Origin of the sequence: Pseudomonas sp. Irchel s3a10 (assembly GCF_900187525.1) — a bacterium.
GTDB lineage: Bacteria > Pseudomonadota > Gammaproteobacteria > Pseudomonadales > Pseudomonadaceae > Aquipseudomonas > Aquipseudomonas koreensis_G.
Window position 1 is genome coordinate 354,197 of record NZ_FYDR01000002.1, and the last position, 17,775, is coordinate 371,971.

Genomic DNA, 17,775 nt, shown 5'->3' on the forward strand with positions numbered 1-17,775 from the left:
AGGATCCTTCGTTTAATTGTTTTTGTGGAGCGCGTTGGAACGCAGCCTGCCTGGGCTATAGCAGGAGCTGTGCCAACGGGGGGAGGGCCGGTTTAGAGGGGGGCTTAAGATTTAATGAGCGGAAATCCGCTTATGGCTGGATTGTGGTGAGCGGAAAATTGCTCATTCGGGCTGATGGATAAATGCTGCCTGTGCGGGCCTCTTCGCGGGCAAGCCCGCTCCCACAGGGTTTCGTGCTGAACACAGAATGTGTGAACACCACCGACCACTGTGGGAGCGGGCTTGCCCGCGAAGAGGCCCGATCAAACACTGCAAAATTCAGCTGCCCGGAACAAACATCTCCCGGCTCAACCCATGCCGCTGCAGCTTTTCATTGAAGGTTCGGCGCGGCAGTTGCAACTCTTCCAGCACCGCTTTCACATCGCCCTTGTGCCGGGTCAGCGCCGCGCGCAGGCATTGCGCTTCAAAGGCTTCCTGCTGCGCGGCGAGCGATTGGCCCGGATCGATGCCCTGCACCGGTTCATCCAGCCCCAGTACCTGGCGCTCGGCGACGTTCGCCAGTTCGCGCACGTTGCCCGGCCAGTCGTGGCTGAGCAGGTGGCTCAATTGCGCACCGCTCAACGGTGGAAAGGTGCGGCCGAGGCGCTGGGCGGCGCTGAAGGCGAACGATTCGAACAGCAGTGGAATGTCTTCGCGGCGATCGCGCAGCGGCGGCAGGCGCAGTTCGGCGACGTTCAGGCGATACGCCAGGTCTTCGCGAAAACGTCCGGCCCGGGCCTCATCCAGCAGATCAGGTTTGGTCGCGGCAACGATCCGCAGATCGACGCGAATGCTCTGGTTCGAACCCAGCCGTTCCAGCTTCTGTTCCTGCAACACCCGCAGCAGTTTCACTTGCTGGGCCAGCGGCATGCTTTCGATTTCATCGAGAAACAGCGTGCCGCCGTCGGCATATTCCAGCTTGCCGATGCGCTTGCCAGAAGCGCCGGTGAAGGCGCCACTTTCATGACCGAACAACTCGGCTTCGAACAACTGCTCGGGAATCGCCGCACAGTTCAGCGCCACGAAAGGCTTGTCGGCGCGCGGACCGAAATCATGCAGACAGCGCGCGATTAGTTCCTTGCCGCTGCCGGTTTCGCCACGGATCAACACGTTGACCGGTAGCGCCGCCAGATCCAGCACCTGCCGACGCAAAGTCTGCATGCCACGGGACACGCCGAGCAGCGTGGCATCGAGTCTGGCGCGGTGGTCGGCTTGCTCGTGCAAGGCGCGGTTTTCCAATACCAGGCGACGCTTGTCGAGCGCGCGGCGCAGGCTGCCGAGCAGGGTTTCCGGGCTGAACGGTTTTTCCAGAAAATCGTAGGCGCCGTCACGCATGGCTTCGACCGCCATCGGCACATCGCCGTGACCGGTCAGCAGTATCACCGGCAAATCGCTGTCACGGCGCTGCACTTCGGCCAACAACTGCAGACCACTGAGCCCGGGCATGCGCACATCGCTGAGGATCACCCCGGGGAAGTGTGCGGGCAGTGCCGCCAGGCAATCTTCGGCGCGGCTGAACAACTGCACCTCGAACCCCGACAGGCTCAGCCATTGCTCGACAGCGCTGCGAATGCTGCTTTCGTCATCGACCACCATCACCGAGTTGAGCATCAGATGTGTGCCTCCAGATCGATCGGCAGGGTCATGCTGAACACCGCGCCCGCCTCGCCATTTTCCACGCTCAGGCGCCCGCCGGATTCATGCACGATGGCAAAGGATACCGCCAGCCCGAGGCCAAGTCCGTCACCCACCGGTTTGGTGGTGAAGAACGGGTCGAACACCTGATTCAAGTGCTGTTCGGCAATCCCGCCGCCATTGTCGATCACGCTCAGGCGCCACAGTTGTTCGTCCACCTCCAGGCGAATTTCCAGGCGCTTGCACGATTTGCCCTGCATCGCATCGAGGGCGTTGCGCAGCAGGTTGATCAGCACCTGTTCGAGACGGATCGCATCGCCTCGCACCCAGGCCGGACGCGTCAGGTGCAGCACCAGACTGACCTGTTCGTCGCGCAGGCGCGCATCGAGCAGTTGCAGCGACTGATCGACCACGGTCGCCAGATCCAGTCGTTCGCGCAAGCCGCTGGGGCTCTTGCGGGCGAAGGTTTTCAGATGGCCGGTGAGCGAAGCCATGCGCGTGAGCATGTCGTCCACCGGTTTGAGCGCCTTGTACGCATCATCGACGCGGCCATGTTCGAGCAGCAGGCGCAGCGTCGCCAACTGCATGCGTTGCGCGGTCAGCGGTTGATTGATCTCGTGGGCCAGTGCGGCGGACATCTGCCCCAGCGCCGCGAGCTTGGCCGATTGCACCAGACCGTCCTGCGCGGTGCGCAGATCGCGGGTGCGTTCTTCGACCAGTTGTTCGAGTTCTTCGCGGTTGCGCTGACGGACTTTCGACAGGCGCCAGCGCTGATTGAGGAACAGCAGCAAAAACACCAGCGCCAGCCATACACCTGCGGCGGCCAGCCCGGCGTTGCGTAAGTCTTCGAAAGCCACTTGCGGGCGGCGCAACAGGTGCAGGGTCCAGCCTTCGGTGGCCAGCGGCAGCGATTCCCACAAGTAGTCCGCCGTTCCGTCCGGGCCTTCGACCCGGCGCAGGTCGCTGTTGTCGTCGAAGTGACGCAGCGACAAATGCGTCAGCGGGATCAGCGATTGTTTGTCGTACTGGCGCGTGCGCTTGATCTCGTCCATGTCGCGGCTGTCCAGCGGCCGCAACGAGCGATAGCGCCAGCCGGGCTGGTTGGCGATGAAGATGATCCCGCGTGCATCGCTGACCAGCAGCGTGTCGCTGCCCTGGCTCCATTCGCGCTCAAGCTCGGGGAACTCCAGTTTGACTACCATCGCGCCAAGGAACTCGGCGTTGTCGCCGAGCACCGCGCTGGACAGAAAATAGCCGGGGATGCCGCTGGTCACCCCCACCGCATAAAAGCGCCCGCTGCCCTGAGTGCGGGTCTGGCTGAAGTACGGACGAAAACCGTAGTTGTGGCCGACGTAACTGCTCGGCAGGCGCCAGTTGCTGGCGGCCACCGCGAGGCCGCTGTGATCGAGCAGTTCGAGGGTCGAGGACTGCGCCGCGCCGTTGATCTGCTCCAGCTTCAGATTCAGCGCGTTTTGTTGTTCAGCACCCACCGGCCCGGCCAGCGCGCTGCGCAATTGCGGGTCCAGCGCCAGCACGGCGGGCAGGGCGCGATAGCGGTCGATCAGGGTGTGCAGCGAGTTGGCATACAGCGCCAATTGCTGGCTGGCGCGGGTGGCGTCTTCCTCCAGCGCCTGACGTTCGGCGTGGCGGATGGCAAGGGTCGCAGCGATGGCCGCGCCGGCAATGATCAGCAGGGTGTACAACGACAAACGCAGGGTACGGGAAGTCGGCAGCATGCTGGGCTAATGGATAGAGGGACGGGCGGGCACGATAGCATGCGCCGAAGTGGCTCGGCGCACTGTTCGGACGGCCTTTGACGTCACACGTACGTTTCGCCGGCAGAGACCCGCTGAATGTATTTCGTCCGGGGCTTGGGGATGGGTTTAAGCCTTGAATTCTCAGTGACTTTGCTCTGCAGTTGTTGCAGGCGATTGTTCACGTCTGCGCCGATGTCGGGGGCGTCATCCATGACCGCTTGTGCCGTCTCCAGCACCTTGCTGATGGCGTCGAACGGGTCGAGTCCGCTTCTTATGAGTTTGATGACCTCGCGTTGTTTGTCAAGGGCAAGGGTCTCCAACTGGTTGTGGAACAGCGCCAGTGTCCGCTTGTGATATGCGTTGAGGATATTGGTCATGTTTTTGATGCTTTCCACCACCTCCGTGCCGCCATTGAGCAGATCAGTGGTGCTATCAACCACGCGGGTGACGGTATCACCGAGGGTTTGCAGGCCATTCTTGAGTTCCTGGGTGCGCAGCGTTTGCGCGAGTTTCAAGCCTTTCTTGAAAAAGTAATAGCGCAGCAACGGGAAAACGACCATGCCCGCCAGCGTCCCCACACCACTGCCGATGGCATTGCCAACTCCTGGTAGCGCCGTGCCTATAAGTCCACCGATGGCGAGCCCTTTCCCCGCACCGTAAAGAGCCGATTTGATGCCCTGGCGGGACTTGAGAAATTTGCCGAACGTCATGGTTTTGCGCAGGTCTTCGATGTCTGCGCCTTCGGGGATCAAATCGTCGAACTCGCGACTCAGGTTGTGTAATTGATCGGCCGCTGTTTCGGCTTTGTCGAGCAGGCCGACCGCTCGTTTGGCCAGATCGAAAATAACCTTGTAGGTGCCCGTCCGGTCGACATGGATCGCCGGGTTGTTGCCGACAAAAGCGTACAGGTTCAGTCCGTCCACGTCCCGGGCCGGATCAGCACTGATCCAGCGTTGCAGCCATGGCGCGTAATACCGCGCGCCGTAGTAGTACAAACCGCTGGCATCCATTTCCTTGCCCGAGTAACGGATCGTTTTGTAATCCGCTTCCACGGCTGAGCGGGCTGCCCACCAGGCCGTGCCGCCGAAGGCGTAATAATGCTCCAGGCTGATCACGCCGGCGTGGCGGTCCAGTTCCAGCGAGCAGGATCCGAGGTGATCGTCGAGGCTGAAGCGCAGTTGATCGGCTTCGATATCCGCCGGTTGACCGCTGAGCCAATGCAGGCAACGGGCGCCGGGCAGCACGATGACATGCAGTTGCTGGCCGTCGCTGCGGCTGTGGATTTCCAGACCTGGCAGGTAACGTACCTCGCGGCGATCGGTGATCGACGGCGTATGCCTCCGCGTGCATTTGTAAACGCGCTGACCCTGGCTGTAGCGATAGATTTCATCGTCGTCGGGCAGGCCGTTGCTGTGTTGCAGCAGGGTGACGCGGGCCAGTTGATCGTAGCTGTCCCACTCCAGTGGCAGGCCGCCGTGCTGCAGTTTCAGCTGGTTGCCGTGGCGGTCAAAGTAGTCGCCGAACACCGGTTCGGGGTCAGCGGGTTGGCAGCGCAGCCCCCGATTGCTGTCAGGGGCGATTTTCATCTGTTGCGTGAAGTTGTGGCCTTTGCGCACATGCACCAGTTCAACGAGGTTATTTCCCGCGTCGTAGTGATACTGCTCGCTGTAGTTGAAGCGCCGCCCTGGGTCGATGGGTTCGATCGGTTGCGGCAAACCTGGCGACTGTTGCGGGATCTGGCCTTCGAAGCCGCGACTTTCGCTCAGCCGATAGAGCGAGTCGTAGACAAAATGACGATCACCATCGACGCGTTGATTGGCGAAATACACCGTGGCCAGGGTGCGATCCTCGATACGCACGACATTGCCGACCGGGTCATAGGTGTAGTGCAAGTCCTGCAGCGGTTTTTCCTGATCCTTGCAGGCCAGCTGATTCAGCAGGCGACCGTCAGCGGGATCGTACACGCGGCGACTGCGCACACCATTGCCGGCCCGTTGTTCGAGCAGTTGGCCGGAGGCGTTGTACGTGGCAGCGTCGACCACCGGTTGTGCCGCGTCAGCCCCGGCTATCCACAGCGATACCTGACGTAACTGGCCGGCGACATCGTAGCTCGAGCGTTGCCGGTGACCACCGGAGTCGGTGACTTGCACCACATTACCGTGCGCGTCGAAATCCGTACGAGTGATGAAAGCCGCCGTCTCGCCAGACAGCTTACGGGTTTCACTCACTGCCTTGCCCTGCAGGCTGTAGCCGCCGACCACCACTGTGGCGCCCGGGTCGGCGCTTTCGCTCAGTTCACCGCGCAGGTTATGCCCGGGGTCGGCATTGTGGTCGGTATAGGTGTAGCGCTCGACATCGACTTGCGCGTTTTCATCGACGGCAATCAACCGCATCATCGGGTCGTAGCGATAGCGCCATTGCGTGCCGCGCTGGTCGTGGCGTTGCAACACCTCACCGGCCAGACCGGGCAGGTTTACGCGCCAGCCGGAATCGACGCTGTCGATTTTCAGTGGTTTGCCGTCCAGGCGATAGGTCGTGGTCAGACAAGGCACGGGGAGGCGCGGGTCCCATTGTTCGATCAGGCGGCCGTTGGAATCGTGGCGTTGACGGTTGATCTGGCATTCGACTTCGGCGCCCGCCACCGCTCGCAGGTAAGCAACGTTTCTGACCGGCAGCCCTCTGGGATCGTGAGCCGACAGAGCAGGAGTACGCCAATGCACTGAAGGATTCATGCCCGCACCTCCGTGAAACGGATCATTCAGGCTGCCTTTTTCCGGGTTCGGCGCTGCGCCAGCAAGAACTGATTGTCGGTAGTTCCCATCTCTTTGTAGGACGTCATCATGTCTTGAGAGCGCTTGATGTTGGAAAGAGTAAAATTGGTCAACCGGCGCAAGTCTGAGCGAGAGATGGGGGCCAGGGTCTCTGCCGATGTCATATGGTTGATATTCGGCAGTGAGTCGGCCGGGTAGACGATGTCCGTGCCCAGTGCATCGAATGCGTTTTCAGCCCAACCGGCACGTTGTTCTACCGCCGATTTCCAGTCCTCGAGCATTTTGTCTATTTTCCGGATCTTTACCGGGTCAAGGCGGTTTTTGATGTCTTCTGCCTCTATTGCCCGGGCAAACATATTCAGTGCTGCGGGAATGATCGATATCCACGACGCCATGAGCCGGCCCATCATGAAGGAGGGGTTGAGTACCGCATCAAGGCCCGGATGAATCAGCTCATCCTTCACGTCTCGCCAGGAGCTGATTTCCTTGACGGCATCTCTGATGCCCAGCCCATGATCAATCGCTTTGACCGAGATCTGCGAGGTCTGCGGAATCAGTGGACCCATTCCGATGCCAGCGCTGTTGGCTATCGGATCTATCATGGCCGTGGCGGAGTCGCCGCCAATATTGCCGCCGATCACCCCTCCGGTCGTGGTGTAGGGTGTGGTGTCAGGCATATTGGGAATGACCAGGTCAACCAGATTGCCGCCTGCGGCACCGCCCTCATAGCCGACGACCCCTCTCACGACTTCGCCTACCATGTTCAGTGCCAGATTCATTGCCACACCTTCCTCATGGAGAATGTTGTGAATTTGCCCCACAACCTGCGTGGAGTGGCCCTGGACGCTCGAAAGAAATGCTGAATACAGCATGATCACACTTTCCGCTCTGTTGTTTCCGTCAGGATCCACATAGCGCAGCGGATTGTTGCCGACATACGCATACCGGTTCAGCCCATCGACATCTCCCGCCGGATCCGCACTGACCCAGCGTTGCAACCATGGCGCGTAATACCGCGCACCGTAGTAATACAAACCGCTGACATCCATTTCCTTGCCTGAATAACGCAGTGTCTTGTAGTCAACCTCGACCGCCGAGTCGGCGCTCATCCACGCGGTCGCGCCGAACGGGTAATAGCCTTCGTGACTGATCAGGCGTGCCTGCTGATCCAGTTCCATCACGCATGAACCCAGGTGATCATCGAGGGTGTAACGCAACTGGTTGTCGGCAATGCCCGGCGGTTTGCCGCTCAGCCAATGCAGGCAACTGACATGGCCTGCGCCGGCGGCGAGGCTGATGACGTGCAGCTCCTCTCCGTTGTCCTTGCTGCGGATCTCCAATCCCGGCAGGTAGCGCACCTCATGAAAATGCCGGGTAGAACCGCTGTAGGTGTCATGGCGTTTGTACACGCGCGCGCCCTGGCTGTAGTGATAGAACTCGGCGTCATCCAGGCCGTTTTCGCGTTGGACCAGGGTCACCGAGGCCAGTTGATCGCGGGCGTCCCAGCGCAGTGCCTGTCCCGGTTGCAGAGCCATCAAGTTGCCGTGGCGGTCGAATAGCTGATCGAAATCCGGTGCTGGATCACCCTCATTCCAGCGCACACCACGATTGCTTGCAGGGTCGATACGCATCTGGCGGGTCTGACAGGCGCCGTCGCGCACATGGCACAGTTGCGTCAGGTTGCCGCCGTTATCGTAGCGGTAGGTCTGCTGGTAATTGCGCCGGTCGTTGGGGTCGCTCGGCTGCGGTCGGCCGGGGAGGTCGCTGGGGGGCGCGTCGTCGTAACCGCTGGCGCTGATCAGCCGATACAGCGAGTCGTAACGGAACGCACGTGCGCCGTCGACCCGCTGGTTGGCGAAGTGGCTGGGCGTGAACATGTGGTCGAAGATGCGTGTCGGGTTGCCGACCGGATCGTACTCATAGCTGATGTCCTGCAGGGGCGGCTGCACACCCTTTTGCGCCCATTGCCGCTGCAGGCGCCCAGTGGTTGGTTCGTAGTCCCAGTAGCTGGCAATGCCATTGCCGGTTTGTTGTTCGATGATTTGTCCGACGGCGTTGAAGTGCGTGTCGAACAACACGTCTTGCCAGTCGTGGTCGCCGGCCAGCAGCAGTTGCAACTGCTTGAGCTGACCGGCGACGTCGTAGCGCGATTGCTGGCGGTGGCCGCCGGCGTCGGTCTGCTCCAGCATCGCGCCCAACGGGCTGAAAATGCGCTGACTGACAAATACCCGGGCGTCGGCAAAGGTGCGGCTTTCGCGCAGTGGCTGCCCGGCCAGACTGTAGCTGTCCAGGTGCAGGCTGCCGGACGGGTCGACCTGTTCCAGTAATTGACCGCGCTGGTTGTGATCGGGCGGGGCACTGGCATCGGCATAGGTGAAGGTGTCGCTGAGCGGGTCGACGCTGTTGCTGATCGCCACCAGGCGCAGCAGCTCATCGTAGCGGCTGCTCCAGTGCACGCCGCGCGCGTCCCAGCGCTGCAAGGTTTGCCCGGCCAGCCCCGGCAGGCTCAGGCGCCAGCCGGCATCGACGCTGCTGACCTTGAGTGGCTGGCCGTTGAGGTCATGAATGCTGATAACGCTCGGAGCGCTCAGGCGCGGATCGAACTGCGCCACCAGACGCCCGGCAATGTCGTGCTGTTGGCGAGTCACCAAGGCCTCGGCAGCCTCATTGGCCAGCACGCGCAGATAGGCGACCTGACGCAGCGTCAGGCCGCGACTGTCGGTCACGACGAGCGACGGTGTGCGCCGATGAAGATTGGCGCTCATCAGTGCAGCGTCCGTGGTGATGTCGATTCCGGCTCAGCGGATTCATCGGTGTCGTTGAAGTCTTCGCTGGCCTGATACCACGGATGATAGGTCTCGCGGGAAAAATAGCCCTTGGCGTTGATCAGCTTGACCGGACGCCCGAGCGGGTCATAGAACAGTTGATCGAAATAGCCGTACCGCCGCAGGGATTGATCATTGACGTAGCCATGGGTGTCGGCAAAAAACGGCCGGAACTGCCGCACCGCGAGCCCTTTGTTGTTGTACTCGACCCGCGCGCTGACCCGCCAGCGCGGATTGGCATGTTCCTCACGCAGCTGTCCGCGATCGACGATCAGCGCGCCGTCATCACCCACCGCATAGGCGATGCCGGGTTCGACCAATTGCTGCGTTTGCAGCGTGCGGCCAAAACCGTCGACGCAGGTTTTGCTGATATGTATCTGCGCTGCAATCTTGTCGCCGGGGTAGCGGTCAGCGCTGAGGACAACGCTGTGCGGTGGCTCTCTCGGGACACTGGCAATCACTTCGCTCAGGGCTTGATCCGCAGCAGTCAGCGCCCCTCGTTGCCGCAGCCGTTGACGGGCACTGGCGCAGATGTGGCCGCTGGGCAGTACATCGCCGCTGGCAATCCAGGTGGCGAGCAATTCGGCGCTGATGTCCGCAGGTAACGACCCCATCCAGCTGAACAGATCCTTGCGCAGGGTGCTGGCGGCACCTTGCACAGCCCCGACCGGATCTTCAATGGCGGGCCCTGGCAGAAGATTGTCGGGCCGTACGAAATCGCTCAGCGCATGGAAACCGGCGGCAACACCGTTTTCGGTGCCGTGAAAGCTCAGCGCAAGCGGCTGGCCTGCGGCGTCATACATGACCTCTTGGATATTTTCGTTGGCATCGAGGATGCTGGAGGGTAATAGCGTGTGGTAGTCGTACGTGACCGAGGTCGTGCAGCCGTCCGGCAATTCGACACTCCGGACCCTGAGTCGATAATCGTCGTACCGGGTTTTTGTCACGCCGTGGCTGGGCGTTTCGTTGTATTCCTGCACTTTGAAAAAACCGGCGAGGTCGGCGTATCTGGCGAAGTTGTAGGTGCTTGACCACAGGTTTTCTTCTTCGCTGGGCAGCGATGTTTCGAAAAAGAACTTCATCGGCAAATAACCGATTTCGCGCAACGCTGCACGAATGTCAAAGGGCGGTGGCAGCACGTCGTAAGCTTGCAGGGCGGTCTTGTCAATCTGCGCGATTTCCAGGGGGCCGGCCAGCGCTTCGTATTCGGCCTTGCCACTGTCCAGCAAGGACTGATCCAGGGTTTTCAGATAGCGCTGTTCAGACTGTTGCGTCAGCACGCGCAGCGCATTCCATTGAGTTGAATCCAGGTGCGGGGTCAATTGCTCGAAAGACACCTCGCCAGGGTTGAGCCCGTTCGGAAGAGTGCCTTTGGGCAAGACCAGGGCATCGCTGCGCGCCTGCCACGCCAGCCCCAGTTGGCGACGTTGTTCATCGCTATCCAGGTCGATGAATCGCGCCCGACTCTCGCTTATGTAATACGGCTTCTGAGCTTCGTCGTGAGCGTCGATCCACCAGCGCTGTTCATCCTCGTCCTCGAAGGGCGGGGTGTCCGCAGCGGTCCGGCGGCGTGCGTAGCTGACGAGCAGAGAATGGGTGGGCGCGCCGTATGCGCTCCAGCGCAGAATGAGTTCATGCCTGCACAAGGGATCGTCGATGAACTGCTCATATTGGTAGCTGATTTTTTCCAGTGACCGGGGCAGGATAATTGCGTCGGGATAGTAATCACCCTTGGGCCGAACCTCGCGCACCAGGTAGCGATATTCCTCGACAGTGTAAGGTTTTGCCGTCAGTGGAGGATCTTCGGCGTTGTAGATTTCGGTGCGCATGAGCGTGCCGGACATGCCCCGTGCGATTTCGTACGGTAGAGCGCTGTCCGGCTTCGGGGTGAAAGGAATATCGCGCTCCAGCCCCGCGTCATATCGCGTGATCACGGTCGCGCCCAGCGGCACGGCTTCGCGGTCGCTGGCGAAGTAACCGTCCCGGGGCCGGTTCATGTACTGGCCGATGATGTACCAACTGCAGGCACGAATCGGCGCGGTGAAGCTGGTGTCCTCGGTCCCCGACAGGCTCTCGCTGTCGGTTTGTTCCAGGTAACCGAAACCCCGGTATTCACGAGCCAAGGGGTCGTAGTAACCCTCGCGGTAGCTGAAACTCTGGCTCAGGCAATTACCGGTGATTTCGTCCAACTGGAACTGTTGCTTCACTACCTGAACATTGAGCGGCAAATAGCATGACGGTACACCCTCGGGATTGGCGGCAAGCCATTGCTGCTTTTCGTCCAGCCATTCCTGCGCGGAACTGCGATAGACGATGCTGGCGCTGCAGCCCGTGTTGTTGTTGCTCGACCTCATCAGGTAGGGTTTGGCCGCAACAAAATCGTAACGCCAGTGGCACGGTTTCATGTGCGGCACGCTCAGGATCAGGCTGGAACAGCCCAAGCCTTGCAAGTCGGCAAATGTCACCTCGCAGGTTCGTTCGAACTGCACACCCTCAGGCCACGGTACGCGGATCGGAACGGTTGCCAGACTGCTGCCGCCATGATTGAGGTAGATATCGAAGGTTTTGGCATTCAGGTAAATCAGCGCCGGCGCACCGGAACCGCCAAGGTCGGCAATGCGTATTCGCGAGGCGTCAAAGGTGTGGTAGTCGAAGACCGGACCGCTGAGCACGCGACCCTTGCCGAACTTGCCCAAGCCCAGATTCGGCCAGCATTTGATTTCGTCGTGGCGGATGCGACACAGTTCGGTGGTATCGCTGGCAAGCAGATTGCCGAACAGCACCAGCTCGCTGCGGACATCGCTGAACAACGGCAGGCGATCATCGTCGGGGTCATGCAGAACTTCTTCCGCTTGCGCAAAGCCCTCCTCAACATTGCTGCGATAAAAACGCACGGAGCGAGGCCCGATCAAGGCGACCGACATCAGTCCTTCGTTGGCCAGGTCGCCGAACTGTGCGAATGCGCCGAACAGTTCTGTGGGGGTTTGATTGAACTCCTTGAATTCGGACCAGGTTCGATCCGGGTTCATTGAGCGTATCCCCGCAAATCCGGGTTGCGCCGTGAGCCAGTCAAAGCGTCCGCTGCCCGACAGGGTGGTGAGTATCTGCATCACCGGTTTTTTACTGTTGATTACCGGGAGGTTGTCCAGCACCGACCATGGTCCGTAGGCGATGTCATCGGGCCCCGATTTTCCACGAACCGGCTCGCGGTAATACCAGGCCTGGTCATAGCGGCAGAGAAAACCCGGTACGCCCTCGCCATACAGATCAACGCAGTGATAATGCAGGCCCCCATCAATGCCCGGCATGTTCTCCTCGACAAACAAGGGCGTTGGCGTTTGATCGAGTTCCAGTGGCGCGTACTCGAACTGTACGGGGGGGGAGAGTTCCACATCGTCATCGCCACCCGGCCCCCAGGCCTGGTAGTAAGCCGAGGTGAGCAGGCTGTAGCTCCAATCGGCTATGTGCTCGTTGTACTTGAGCAGCAAGCGCCGGACCAGCACCGGGTCGTCACCCGTTTCGGTGGGGAAATAGTGAAACATCAACACTTGTTCGCAGCGTCTGCGTGTGGCGATTTCGAAGCCGTGGCCAAACGCCGAGCTGGCATCGGGGCGAACCGGCCAAGGCTGCGTGCCTGGGACGTCATAGACCGGTTTCACGCTCAACGATGTGCTGCGTTCGCCATAGTCAAACAGCAGATGAAAGTGCCAGTCCAGCTCGCCGGGGTTTTCCAGGGTCCAGCAGTACAGATCCTGACTGGCGCTGAAATTGCCGTAAAGCAACCGGTGCAAATAGCGCTGTGACCGGTAATCGCGGAAGTTGTCCGGATCTTTGTCGTCGCGTTTGTATTGGTAATAGATGTGTTCGCCATGGGCAGTCATGGTTTCACAGAGCAACCACGTCGCCACGCGAAGCGGGTTTTGCGGGTCCGCCACGCGTGAATCAGCGGTTTTGCCGTACATGTGCAAAGAGCCATCGGGGCCAGAGACCAACCAGAAGGTCGGCAGTTTGATTTTCGGATCTGTCGGGTGCAACGGCTCCCAGCGTTCTCTGATACTGAAATCGCTTTCGACCTCGGGCGTGTAGCGCACCACGGTGTGCCGGCCGATGTCCTTGCCGTTGAACGTCGTTTCGATTCGGCTTTTCAACGAACCATCGTCATTGCGCTCCTTGGTACAGATCTGCTGGTCGTGACCGATGATTTCGTCATCGTCGTCGTAGCGCGGCGTGCCTTTGTTGGTTCGACGGCTGATTTGGCCGTGGCCCATGCTCCAGCCCAGACCGAGCGGACCGTTGCCCGACTGGCTGTTGTAAGTCAGTGCCAACTGCGGATCGGCACCGCGGCCGCCGGAAACGGGGATTGGCAATTGAAACGATGCTCCACCCGTGGGCCCCACGTTGTTGAACCCCTGGCCAGTCATCGTGAACGAAGAGTGCGTGGCAATAGAGGGGGTGGGGATATTCAGTTCTTTATCGGCCATCGATCCATCCGTTCCGCACAGGTGAGGGTGGAGTAACGCTACCAAGTAGCGGGCCGCAGATAACCTGTCAGATCTGACAGGTATGCTCGATTTTTTAGATCAAAAAAGATTGCTGCCGGGGGTTTTTATTGCGAAGAGCAAATGAGCAGACAAAAAAAGGCCGGGTCATCTGGCGATGGCCCGGCCTTTTTCAGCAGGCGAAAAGCTTACTGCACTTCTACCGCCAGGCTTTCGGCGATCTTCTGTTGCCAGATCGCCGGGCCGGTGATGTGTACCGACTCACCGTTGCTGTCCACCGCGACGGTGACCGGCATGTCCTTGACCTCGAACTCGTAGATCGCTTCCATGCCCAGCTCGGCGAAGGCCAGCACTTTGGACTTCTTGATGGCCTGGGCCACCAGGTAAGCGGCGCCGCCCACGGCCATCAGGTACACGGCCTTGTTGTCCTTGATCGCTTCGATCGCGGTCGGGCCACGTTCGGACTTGCCGATCATGCCCAGCAGACCGGTCTGCTCAAGGATCTGGCGGGTGAACTTGTCCATCCGCGTGGCGGTGGTCGGGCCAGCCGGGCCAACCACTTCGTCACCGACCGGATCGACCGGGCCGACGTAGTAGATGAAGCGGCCTTTCAGATCCACCGGCAGGGTTTCACCCTTGTTCAGCATCTCGACCATGCGCTTGTGCGCCGCGTCGCGACCGGTGAGCATCTTGCCGTTGAGCAGGACGGTTTCGCCCGGCTTCCAGCTCTGCACTTCTTCCGGCGTCAGGGTGTCGAGGTTGACGCGACGAGCCGACGGGCCGGCTTCCCAGACGATTTCCGGGTAGGCGTCCAGTGATGGCGCTTCCAGCGAGGCCGGGCCAGAACCGTCGAGCACGAAGTGCGCGTGACGGGTGGCGGCGCAGTTCGGGATCATGCACACCGGCAGCGAGGCGGCGTGAGTCGGGTAATCCATGATCTTCACGTCGAGCACGGTGGTCAGGCCACCGAGGCCCTGGGCGCCGATGCCCAGTTGGTTGACCTTCTCGAACAGCTCCAGACGGATCTCTTCGATACGGTTCTGTGGGCCACGGGCTTTCAGCTCATGGATGTCGATGGATTCCATCAACACTTCCTTGGCCATGACCGCGGCTTTCTCGGCGGTGCCGCCGATGCCGATGCCCAGCATGCCCGGTGGGCACCAGCCGGCGCCCATGGTCGGAACGGTCTTGAGCACCCAGTCAACGATCGAGTCGGACGGATTGAGCATGGCCATTTTCGACTTGTTCTCGGAACCGCCGCCCTTGGCCGCCACGTCCACTTCCACGGTGTTGCCCGGGACGATGGAGTAGTGGATGACTGCCGGGGTGTTGTCCTTGGTGTTTTTGCGAGCGCCCGCCGGGTCGGCGAGGATCGAGGCACGCAGGACGTTTTCCGGCAGGTTGTAGGCGCGGCGCACGCCCTCGTTGATCATGTCGTCCAGGCTCATGGTCGCGCCATCCCAACGTACGTCCATGCCCACACGCACGAACACGGTGACGATGCCGGTGTCCTGGCAGATCGGCCGGTGGCCGGTGGCGCACATGCGCGAGTTGATCAGGATCTGCGCGATCGAGTCACGGGCCGCTGGCGATTCTTCGCGCAGGTAGGCTTCGTGCATCGCCTGGATGAAATCCACGGGGTGGTAATAGGAAATGAACTGCAGGGCGTCGGCAACGCTCTGAATCAGGTCGTCTTGCTTGATCACGGTCATGAGTCGCGCTCCTCTAAAAGACGGGAACATTCAATAAGGTGCCTGCGGCTTGGGTGCATCGGTCGGTCGCAAGCACCTTTCAAGGCACGCCGGGGCTGCTGGCGCGACGCTAAAAAGGCGCGGCAGTATACCGCGCCTCTTCCGGGCATACACGCGTCGGCAGTCATTCGTTGGTCGCATACCGAACACTGCTGGCCCCTGTGGCGAGGGAGCTTGCTCCCGCTCGGCTGCGCAGCAGCCGTAAATCGGTATACACGGTGGAACTGAAATATTGAGTTGGCTGGATTTGGGCCTGCTGCGCAGGCCAGCGGGAGCAAGCTCCCTAGCCACAGAAGGCGGCGTCAATCCGACAATCGGGTCATGCATTTGACGTCAATTTTTGGCGCCGAAAATCGGTGGTCATTTATCGACCGCCCCTCTAAAGTGGCATCCGGTCTGTAGAGTAGGACACTCGGTCAGCCTCCTATCGCACGGTGAGTCAACGATTGACCCATAACGCCATTCAACGTCTTTTGCTCAAGCGCTTTGCCCTCGCCGCAGCCACCTATGGATTGGCTTTGCTGCTGCTGTGGCTGGCGTTTTTCACCGGGCATTACCCGCAATCATTGAACAGCGTGGCCATCGGCAGCGCGCTGGTGGTGATCTGCCAGGCCACGTTGTTTACGCTGTTCTGGTCCGGGCGCAACCAGCGCTTTGCCGACCCCAGCCTGACCGAAGCGCAAGTGCTGCTCGGGCTCGGCTGGCAGACCTGGCTGATCGCCCATCTGGATGAAGCACGCGGCGCGTTTCTGGTGTTCTACGTGCTGATCCTGCTGTTCGGCCTGTTTCATTTAACCCGGCGTGCGTTCATTCGTTGCGCGCTGCTGGTGTTCTTCAGTTTCTGTGCGATCACCCTCTGGGACGGCTACCACTTCCGTCTGCAGGATCCGGCACTGGCGGCGTTGCAGGTGTGCATTCTGGCGATGGTGCTGGCGTGGCTGGTGATTTACGCACGCTTCGTCCAGGTTTCACGGCAACGCATGCGCCAGCGCCGGTTTGCCCTGCAGGCGCATCAGGACACCCTGCGCGGGATGATGCGCCAGCTCGAAGATCTGGTGGCCACCGATGAGCTGACCGGCCTGTTCAATCGTCGGCATTTTCTGCGCCTGGCCTCACGGGAGCTGGCGGAGATGGAACCGGGCGTGGTGCATGGTCTGGCGCTGATCGACCTCGACCACTTCAAACGCATCAACGACCTGCACGGCCATGCCGCCGGCGATCAGGTGTTGCAGGCGTTCGCCGGCGTGGCAGGTGCCTGCCTGCGTGACGGCGACGTGCTGGCGCGTTACGGTGGCGAGGAATTCGTGGTGTTGCTGCCTGACTGCGATGCCGAACGCCTGACCGCCTGTTGTGAACGCCTGCGCATTGCTTTCACTGACGTCGAACTGGTGGGCCTGAATGTGCGCAGCCTGAGCCTGTCGGCAGGCATGACCCTGCTGGAACTGGGTGATGATCTGGACGACGCCTTGCAGCGTGCCGATCAGGCGCTGTACCGGGCCAAGCGCGACGGGCGCAATCGCTGTGCAGCGGCATGGGAGAATGTGGATGCCTGAACTTCGCGTCGGTGATCGGCAATGGTCGGTGGCGGCGGGCAGCAATTTGCTCGACGCGCTGAATCAGCACGGCGTCGCGGTGCCTTACAGCTGCCGCGCCGGCAGTTGCCATGCCTGTCTGGTGCAGTGTGTTCAGGGTTCGCCCGTCGACAGTCGCCCGGATGCCTTGAGCGCCGAACAGCGCCAGCAAGGCTGGCGGCTGGCCTGTCAGTGTCAGGTCACGGAAGACCTGCAGGTGCACACGTTCGACCCGGTCACCGACGGGCGCCCGGCGGTGGTCGAGGCGCTGGACTGGCTCAGTGACAACGTCCTGCGTTTGCGCCTCGCTCCGCAACGACCGCTGCGCTACAGCGCCGGGCAGCATCTGGTGTTGTGGATCAATCAGATCGCCCGGCCGTATTCGCTGGCGAGCCTGCCGCAGGAAGACCGTTTTCTCGAATTCCACCTCGACTGCCGCCAGCCCGGCGAATTCAGCGATGCGGCGCGGCGCCTGCAGATCGGCGACCCGATCCGCCTCGGCGAACTGCGTGGCGGAGCGTTGCATTACGACCCGGACTGGCACACCCGACCGCTGTGGCTGCTGGCGGCCGGCACCGGGCTGGGCCCGTTGTTCGGCGTGCTGCGCGAAGCTTTGCGCCAGGATCACCAAGGCGCCATCCGCGTCATTCACCTGGCCCATGACGAACGCGAGCACTATCTGGCCAAACCCCTGGCGGCGCTTGCTGCGCAGCGCGAAAACCTCAGCGTCGAGCTGTGGACGGCGGCCGAGTCAGCCGCCGCTTTGGCGCAACTGCGCCTTGTTTCCCGGCAAGCCCTGGCCTTAGTCTGCGGCTCGACTGCCAGCGTCGATGCGTTTGCCAAGCGTCTGTACCTGGCCGGACTGCCGCGCAATCAACTGCTGGCCGATGTGTTTTTGTCCCGCAGTTAAGCGCTGACTTTCATCAG

At 61.0% G+C, this 17,775-nt stretch carries 8 protein-coding genes; 2 read left to right on the plus strand and 6 right to left on the minus strand.

Annotated features, from left to right (window positions below):
• Positions 1-318 precede the first annotated feature (318 nt).
• The 6 genes from CKW11_RS07185 to CKW11_RS07210 all read right to left on the minus strand — a co-directional run bounded on the left by CKW11_RS07185 (position 319) and on the right by CKW11_RS07210 (position 15,238).
• The gene (locus CKW11_RS07185; protein ID WP_095136996.1) at positions 319-1,650 is read right to left on the minus strand and encodes a sigma-54 dependent transcriptional regulator; all 1,332 of its coding nucleotides are present in this window, start codon (positions 1,648-1,650) and stop codon (positions 319-321) included.
• A complete protein-coding gene (locus CKW11_RS07190; RefSeq protein WP_095136997.1) occupies positions 1,650-3,410 on the minus strand; it encodes an ATP-binding protein in 1,761 nt (586 codons plus the stop codon). Before CKW11_RS07190 ends, CKW11_RS07185 begins: the two co-directional genes overlap by 1 nt.
• 83 nt (positions 3,411-3,493) lie before the next feature.
• The gene (locus CKW11_RS07195; protein WP_095136998.1) at positions 3,494-6,163 is read right to left on the minus strand and encodes an RHS repeat-associated core domain-containing protein; all 2,670 of its coding nucleotides are present in this window, start codon (positions 6,161-6,163) and stop codon (positions 3,494-3,496) included.
• A gap of 26 nt (positions 6,164-6,189) precedes the next feature.
• The gene (locus tag CKW11_RS07200; protein ID WP_095136999.1) at positions 6,190-8,967 is read right to left on the minus strand and encodes an RHS repeat domain-containing protein; all 2,778 of its coding nucleotides are present in this window, start codon (positions 8,965-8,967) and stop codon (positions 6,190-6,192) included.
• On the minus strand, positions 8,967-13,508 hold the full coding sequence (locus CKW11_RS07205) for a SpvB/TcaC N-terminal domain-containing protein (RefSeq protein ID WP_095137000.1): 4,542 nt from the start codon (positions 13,506-13,508) through the stop codon (positions 8,967-8,969). Before CKW11_RS07205 ends, CKW11_RS07200 begins: the two co-directional genes overlap by 1 nt.
• 206 nt (positions 13,509-13,714) lie before the next feature.
• Positions 13,715-15,238 carry a fumarate hydratase gene (locus tag CKW11_RS07210; RefSeq protein WP_027612504.1) on the minus strand — a complete coding sequence of 508 codons (1,524 nt, stop codon included), beginning with the start codon at positions 15,236-15,238 and terminating at the stop codon, positions 13,715-13,717.
• A gap of 485 nt (positions 15,239-15,723) precedes the next feature.
• On the opposite strand from CKW11_RS07210, the gene CKW11_RS07220 reads away from it, so the two are divergent.
• Together CKW11_RS07220 and CKW11_RS07225 are read left to right on the plus strand one after the other, a co-directional pair.
• On the plus strand, positions 15,724-16,830 hold the full coding sequence (locus CKW11_RS07220; RefSeq protein ID WP_095137001.1) for a diguanylate cyclase: 1,107 nt from the start codon (positions 15,724-15,726) through the stop codon (positions 16,828-16,830).
• Entirely contained in the window at positions 16,823-17,758 is a 936-nt protein-coding gene (locus CKW11_RS07225) for an iron-sulfur-binding ferredoxin reductase (RefSeq protein ID WP_095137002.1), read from the plus strand. The genes CKW11_RS07220 and CKW11_RS07225 overlap by 8 nt, the downstream gene beginning before the upstream one ends.
• The last annotated feature ends 17 nt before the right edge of the window (positions 17,759-17,775 follow it).

Bases quoted from the DNA above. Each gene is read 5' to 3' on its own strand.
- CKW11_RS07185 (WP_095136996.1), bottom strand. From the start codon at position 1,650: ATGCTCAACTCGGTGATGGTGGTCGATGACGAAAGCAGCATTCGCAGC.
- CKW11_RS07190 (WP_095136997.1), bottom strand. From the start codon at position 3,410: ATGCTGCCGACTTCCCGTACCCTGCGTTTGTCGTTGTACACCCTGCTG.
- CKW11_RS07195 (WP_095136998.1), bottom strand. From the start codon at position 6,163: ATGAATCCTTCAGTGCATTGGCGTACTCCTGCTCTGTCGGCTCACGAT.
- CKW11_RS07200 (WP_095136999.1), bottom strand. From the start codon at position 8,967: ATGAGCGCCAATCTTCATCGGCGCACACCGTCGCTCGTCGTGACCGAC.
- CKW11_RS07205 (WP_095137000.1), bottom strand. From the start codon at position 13,508: ATGGCCGATAAAGAACTGAATATCCCCACCCCCTCTATTGCCACGCAC.
- CKW11_RS07210 (WP_027612504.1), bottom strand. From the start codon at position 15,238: ATGACCGTGATCAAGCAAGACGACCTGATTCAGAGCGTTGCCGACGCC.
- CKW11_RS07225 (WP_095137002.1), top strand. From the start codon at position 16,823: ATGCCTGAACTTCGCGTCGGTGATCGGCAATGGTCGGTGGCGGCGGGC.